This window comes from Bacillus cereus group sp. BfR-BA-01408, from assembly GCF_022663305.1.
GTDB lineage: Bacteria > Bacillota > Bacilli > Bacillales > Bacillaceae_G > Bacillus_A > Bacillus_A pacificus.
Genome location: NZ_JAKUFF010000132.1, coordinates 1 through 5894, shown reverse-complemented (window position 1 = coordinate 5894; position 5894 = coordinate 1). Strand labels below are relative to the sequence as shown.

Sequence of the window (5894 nt, the reverse complement as noted above, 5' to 3'; positions counted from 1 at the left end):
ATTCCTTTTCCGACTAACCCTGCATGTGCCGGCTCATGACCACTACCGCCGCCACTAATTAACGTTACTTTATTTTCGTTCATTTCTTTCTTCTTAATCACTTTATATTTTTTCAAAAGCTCAAGCTCTGGATGAGCCATAACCATTCCGTTACACATTTCCATTACTAATGTTTCTGGTTTATTTATAATCTTTTTCATTGTAGTTCTCCCTCAATTCCTTTAATATATTGTGATATATTTGAAATCTTCTTCTTACTACTCATGTTAAAATGAAAGCGTTTTATAGTAAACGGACAAAATGGACAATCTGTCTAAAGACACCGCTCTCATTTATGGGTAGGATTTTCATATTACTAACATTCTAGGGATGATTCAGATGACCTCTTCTATAATTTCTAAAAAGATAATCGCGAACTCATTGAAACATTTAATGGAAACAGAGTCGTTTCATAAAATATCAGTGAGCGATATTATGTTACACTGTCAAATGCGTAGGCAAACTTTTTATTATCATTTTAAAGATAAATTTGAACTATTAAGCTGGATCTATAGAGAAGAAACGAAAGAAAACATTATCGACTTTCTCGACTATGAAACGTGGGAAAACATTTTTGATTTATTATTTGATTACTTTTATGAAAATCAAAAATTTTACCGAAATGCTTTTAAAGTCATTGAACAAAACTCGTTTAATCACTATTTATTTGAGCATACGAAAAACTTATATATGAAGATTATTGATGAATTATCTGTGAGCTGCGGATTCAGCCTTTCTGATGAGACAAAAAATACGACTGCCTCCTTTTATAGTCACGGCTTCGTTGGAACGATAAAAGATTGGATTGAAAGCAAGTGCGAAGTAGATCCTTCCATTATGTCTTCTCTCATGAAAAATATGATAAACAATCAATTACTACTATTACTGGAGCAATCAGCAAAGTAATTAAAGGGTGGCAAAAGCAATGAAAAAGATTATGAATGATGTACAACATATCGTTCAAGATATGCTGCATGGCTTTTATTTTGAACATAACGACAAAGTAAATTATGACGAAACAAATAACATCATTTATGTGAAAAATATTGAAAAACTGAAGCAAAGCGTCGCTATTATAAGCGGCGGTGGTAGCGGACATGAACCTGCTGATATTGGTTATGTAGGAAAAGGAATGCTTACAGCGGCAGTAAACGGCAGTATTTTCACTCCGCCTACAGTGGAACAAATTATTGCTGCAACTCGCCTCATGCCAAAAGATAAGAGTATTTTATTCATCATTAAAAACTTTAAAGATGACGTAGCTAACTTTTTAGTGGCTGAAAAAATTGCCAAAGAAGAAGGAAGAAAAATTGACCATATCATCGTAAATGACGACGTTTCAATTGAAGATGATGCTTCTTTTAATAAAAGAAGACGCGGCGTCGCTGGCACTGTTTTCGTTCAAAAAATACTTGGTGCGGCCGCTCTTGAAGGTCACTCTTTAGAAGAACTGACTGCACTCGGCCGTTCTATCACTGAAAACCTACACACATTAGGAGTCGCTCTTTCACCTGCAAATGACCCTGTGAAAGGAAAAGCTTCTTTCACGTTAAACGACGATGAAGTATTTTACGGCGTTGGTATCCACGGCGAAAATGGGTACCGTAAAGAGGCACTATCCTCTTCTGAAATATTAGCGATCGAACTAATGAACAAACTAAAAAGCATTTACCGCTGGAGAAAAGGCGACAACTTCGCCATCCTCATTAACGGACTAGGCGCAACTCCACTAATGGAACAATACATTTTTGCAAATGACATTCGCCGTTTATGTGAGCTGGAAGGATTACAGATTACATTCGTAAAAGTTGGTACGCTACTAACTTCTTTAGATATGAAGGGTGTTTCTTTAAGTTTACTTAAGGTAGAGGACTTGAACTGGGTGAAGTGGTTGAAAGAAAATACGGAAACTGCTAATTGGTAATACAAATAAAAATAGGATGGCTTCAATTGGCCATCCTATTTTTGTACGTAATTCAGCTATTTAAAAATTTTCGTCCTCAATATTACAGCACATTCACATCAAAAATGTAAATCCTCATTTTCCTCGTAATTTCCTTTATTCAGTCTTTGTCTTATAAATAATTCTGCGACAATTAAATTGGGTACCCATGCTAACCAAGCAATAATAGCGTAACTAAGTTCAAAATGTTCTATCCCAAATAGAACGATAAACAAAGGTAGCCAAATTCTTAATGTAACTGCCGCAAAGGTTAAAGCATAATTTCTAATCATCCAATTCCGATGCTCTTTAATTTTTTTATTTTTAACTCTATGTAATGCTTGATATGCTGATGTTAACCAAAATACGGATAACAAACCGAAACCTAGCTTCGCTACCAATCCTCCCGTAGCATAAAAGGATAGGTATAGTCCAGAAACGCCGCCTAATAATATACCAACCATATAAATTCTCCCAGCTATTCGATGACGGTTCATATTCTTTTCTCTAAATTGAGTGGATAATGTAAAAGGGCCAATTACTAATGCTACTATACTAGTTATAATATGTATAAATAACATCATATACCAAAACTCACTTAATTTAGATCCATACATAAGCTTCGCTTTTACAAGCCCTGTTTGAAATCCATCCATAATAAAATATTGGACAACAATATAACTAGATACTAAAAGAGCAAAACAAGTAAATACAAACCAAATTTTCCTGTTCAAATTTCACTGCCTCCTTATTACATGAAGGAATTAGATTATACCTTACTGTTCATTCTAGGGAAAAATAGAAAAGCCTTCTTTACTGATCTATTCAACACATTGTTTTTATAAACCGAATGACTTACATGCAGCGACGAATAAAATATATAATATAAGTTCCTTCTTCATACATAAAAAACCCTCAAGTATATCGTTTTATACTTGAGGGTTTACTCGTCTCTCATTTTCTTAAATCAATAATTAGCTCATCTGTAATCTGCTCAAGATGGAAAAATCTTTTTATATAATGGATATCAGACCATTTTTCTTCTCCACCAATAATAAATAATTCTTGCGCATCATACATAAATGAAAAGCTTGGATAGAAACTGTCAGCCTTTATTTCAATCTCACCAATACGATTACTGATAATCTTACAGTCTGCCGAATAGCTTAATAACGTATAGAGAGAATCTTGTGCTGATTGAAAGAAATACTTCATAAGTGTAGTTATATCATCACCATTGGTAATGCACACTTTAAAAAAGCTCGTATCCCTTTTCTTATTAGTAAAAACTAGCTCAAATTGAAGTTTATTCTCTTCTAAAAATCCTTCAATAAAGTCTCTACATAAATAAGTTTCAAATAACATATACATAGGAAATTTGTTATGTGTACCCATAAATCCTTTAATGATTTCTTCGAATCCTGTATGCTGATTCCAATTCGTTCCCACTCCTATCATACTAGGGTGATTTAAATAAATAGGATACGGTGATAATCCTTCATCTTTTAACATATACACTCGTTTTTCATCTGTATGAAGAGCTGGTTTAGACTCTTTTAGTAAGTATTGAGATAATTGAACATGTAACACATTTACACCTGCCTATCATGTAATACATAAACTATATCTATTAAGTTAGAAAAAGAGAATGCGTCATTCACATTTTACTGTGTTTGGGTGTGGAGAACGAGAATCATTTTATAAACGAGATCACACATCTCATTGGAGAATTACAGGTCTTCCAAACAAAGCTGGATAATAAATTAACATCGCTCCTACAAATGAACACACTAAACAAAAAATAGCCTCGTATTTTATGACTAGCGAAGAGTTCATATCAATCTTTTTTCCCTCTCTTTTCAATATCATTTTAAATAATGCTGTATATAATACTTTATATAATACATACCCAACAATCGTCCCGAGAGTATTCGTAAATAAATCATCAATATCTGTAATTCTATTATTTAGTAATTGATTTAACTCAATTGCCAATGAAAAAAAGAATCCCGCGCATACAGTGTTTTTCATTTTTCTAAATTGCGGCCAAATGGTCGGTAATAAAAAACCTAAAGGCATAAACAGTAAAATATTCAAAAGATACGTCGTACTACCTACCGTATCAAATAGAGTCAAATTAATTTGATTGACACGAATCCACGTTTCATATCTACTTATATCCCATACAGTCGCGATTTGCGTCACTTTATACACTAGCGAAAGGTAGAATAGAAAAACATATACCCATAAAAAATGCCGAATAGATATATTGTTTTTCGCTTTAAAATAACATCCAATTTGAAACACAATACAAAAAATTATAGTGAAAAAATACGTATACAAATAACTAATCAAAACTCCTGTATGCATGTGGAATCCCCTAACTTTACATTTTCATCTATTATTTTAGAACATAGTTCAAGAACCGGTACTTTGTTCATATATTTAATCTTCTACTTTGTCTTCGAATATCGGGAATATATTAAAAATAAACAATCCCCACTTCTTCATTTTCAGTCTCCTCCTTGATGTAACTTGTTTATAGGATAGGAGAAACTTTTAAAATAAAGAGTGGGGTAAATATAAAATTTTTCTTAAATCTTCACATGCAACCCTTGTAGTATTTTCATCAATACAGTATGGAAGTCTGACAAGAGAAAACAGTTAGCGTGAATGAAAAGGTACTTGCAATTTGTAATAAAATTTTAGAGTTGGATGCTTCTAATGAAATTGCTAGGGAAACTATTAAGGAACTAAATTAGTTAAGGGATTGCCATATAGCAATCCCTTAACTTCTTCATATTTCTTCCTTCTCATCCCTCATACTATAATACCCCAAATTAACAATAACCAAGAAATACCCACCCATAATTCCAGCTGCAAATGTCCACATGTACTCACGGTGTTCAATTTCATACATAATAATCGCACCGAGTATGGCGGCTGCAAATCGATTCATCATGCCAAGCATCGGTGCTTTTTCTTTTTTTACGATGCTATTTCCAAACTTTTCGATACGCCTTCCTAAAATCCAGGCGCAGTACATACTAACTATAAGGCCAATGCTTATTCCTACAAACTGTGCTCGAAAAGGTGTCATCAGCCATCCCAGTAACATCACGCCTAGCAAACAATATATTTGTATGTTAAATGATCTTAATGCCATACGAATCATGTTATGCTCCTTACCTTTCCTATTACTCCCATCTTTCGGACTTCAAGCTTTCCGATATATCTTTTTTAAAATGAGGGAATTTGATTTTGCTCACCATTAAATAAGCAAGTACGCATGTGCCAAATGCCACGGAAACTGGTTTATTTAAGAGGCATAAAATGAGGAGACACATTGCTGCAAATGGAATGGGCATTCCGATAAATGTCGGGAGTTTGCTTTGTTGTGTATTAAATCTCGCAAGCCGAAGCATTCCGCAAATACTGTAAGCAAGCGCACATATCATCCCAATAGACTGCAAATCTTTTAACGCGACACTATAGGCAAGAATAGACGGTGCCACACCAAAAGTAACTAAATCCGCAAATGAGTCTAACTCTCCGCCAATTTCCGAAACAGCATCCAGTTTCCGAGCCACCATACCATCAAACAAATCAAATACCATACCTGTAATAATGAACATGACTGCACCATACATATCTTGAAAGAAAACAGAATAAATGGCCAATATCCCACAAATAAAATTCGCTATCGTCATCATATTTGGTATGTAACTCATCACACGCTTCTCCTCCTTTCTACTCATTACCTCATTCAAGTTCTTACTCATTACAATCAAGATCCTTCTGTTTTTCTTCCAATATCACCTTATTTATTTTCTTTAACGTATCCGTCATTTGTTCTAAAGCATTTATATCGATTTTAGAAAAATACTTCTCAATTAATACATCATCTAACTTA

The 5894-nt window shown here is 33.8% G+C and carries 8 protein-coding genes and 1 pseudogene; 2 read left to right on the top strand and 7 right to left on the bottom strand.

The window, feature by feature from the left end:
• On the bottom strand, nucleotides 1-200 hold a 200-nt coding region (locus tag MR083_RS25860), incomplete at its 3' end, for a dihydroxyacetone kinase subunit DhaK (RefSeq protein ID WP_242270058.1).
• A 178-nt stretch (nucleotides 201-378) separates the two neighbouring features.
• On the opposite strand from MR083_RS25860, the gene dhaS reads away from it, so the two are divergent.
• Nucleotides 379-945: a dihydroxyacetone kinase transcriptional activator DhaS gene (gene dhaS, locus MR083_RS25855; RefSeq protein WP_242270057.1), complete on the top strand. Its 567-nt coding sequence runs from the start codon at nucleotides 379-381 to the stop codon at nucleotides 943-945.
• 19 nt (nucleotides 946-964) lie between these two features.
• Nucleotides 965-1963 (top strand): DhaKLM operon coactivator DhaQ, encoded by a 999-nt coding sequence (dhaQ, locus tag MR083_RS25850; protein WP_242270056.1) that lies wholly within the window; start codon nucleotides 965-967, stop codon nucleotides 1961-1963.
• A gap of 98 nt (nucleotides 1964-2061) precedes the next feature.
• On the opposite strand, the gene MR083_RS25845 is transcribed toward dhaQ, so the two are convergent.
• The 6 genes and pseudogenes from MR083_RS25845 to MR083_RS25820 form a co-directional block, all read right to left on the bottom strand.
• Complete coding sequence (locus tag MR083_RS25845; protein WP_242270055.1) at nucleotides 2062-2715, bottom strand: DUF2306 domain-containing protein; 654 nt, start codon at nucleotides 2713-2715, stop codon at nucleotides 2062-2064.
• Nucleotides 2716-2935: 220 nt separating this feature from the next.
• Nucleotides 2936-3571 carry a hypothetical protein gene (locus MR083_RS25840; protein ID WP_242270054.1) on the bottom strand — a complete coding sequence of 212 codons (636 nt, stop codon included), beginning with the start codon at nucleotides 3569-3571 and terminating at the stop codon, nucleotides 2936-2938.
• Nucleotides 3572-3700: 129 nt separating this feature from the next.
• Nucleotides 3701-4351 (bottom strand): VanZ family protein, encoded by a 651-nt coding sequence (locus MR083_RS25835; protein WP_242270053.1) that lies wholly within the window; start codon nucleotides 4349-4351, stop codon nucleotides 3701-3703.
• Nucleotides 4352-4778: 427 nt separating this feature from the next.
• Nucleotides 4779-5156 carry an ATP synthase subunit I gene (locus tag MR083_RS25830; RefSeq protein ID WP_000620584.1) on the bottom strand — a complete coding sequence of 126 codons (378 nt, stop codon included), beginning with the start codon at nucleotides 5154-5156 and terminating at the stop codon, nucleotides 4779-4781.
• A 22-nt stretch (nucleotides 5157-5178) separates the two neighbouring features.
• Nucleotides 5179-5763 (bottom strand): CDP-diacylglycerol--serine O-phosphatidyltransferase, encoded by a 585-nt coding sequence (gene pssA, locus MR083_RS25825; protein ID WP_000042045.1) that lies wholly within the window; start codon nucleotides 5761-5763, stop codon nucleotides 5179-5181.
• Nucleotides 5756-5894, bottom strand: a pseudogene (locus MR083_RS25820) (MarR family winged helix-turn-helix transcriptional regulator); the annotation flags it as partial. The gene pssA and the pseudogene MR083_RS25820, both read right to left, overlap by 8 nt.

Coding starts and splice junctions, on each gene's coding strand:
- dhaS (WP_242270057.1), top strand. CDS start 379: ATGACCTCTTCTATAATTTCTAAAAAGATAATCGCGAACTCATTGAAA.
- dhaQ (WP_242270056.1), top strand. CDS start 965: ATGAAAAAGATTATGAATGATGTACAACATATCGTTCAAGATATGCTG.
- MR083_RS25835 (WP_242270053.1), bottom strand. CDS start 4,351: ATGCATACAGGAGTTTTGATTAGTTATTTGTATACGTATTTTTTCACT.
- MR083_RS25830 (WP_000620584.1), bottom strand. CDS start 5,156: ATGATTCGTATGGCATTAAGATCATTTAACATACAAATATATTGTTTG.
- pssA (WP_000042045.1), bottom strand. CDS start 5,763: ATGAGTAAGAACTTGAATGAGGTAATGAGTAGAAAGGAGGAGAAGCGT.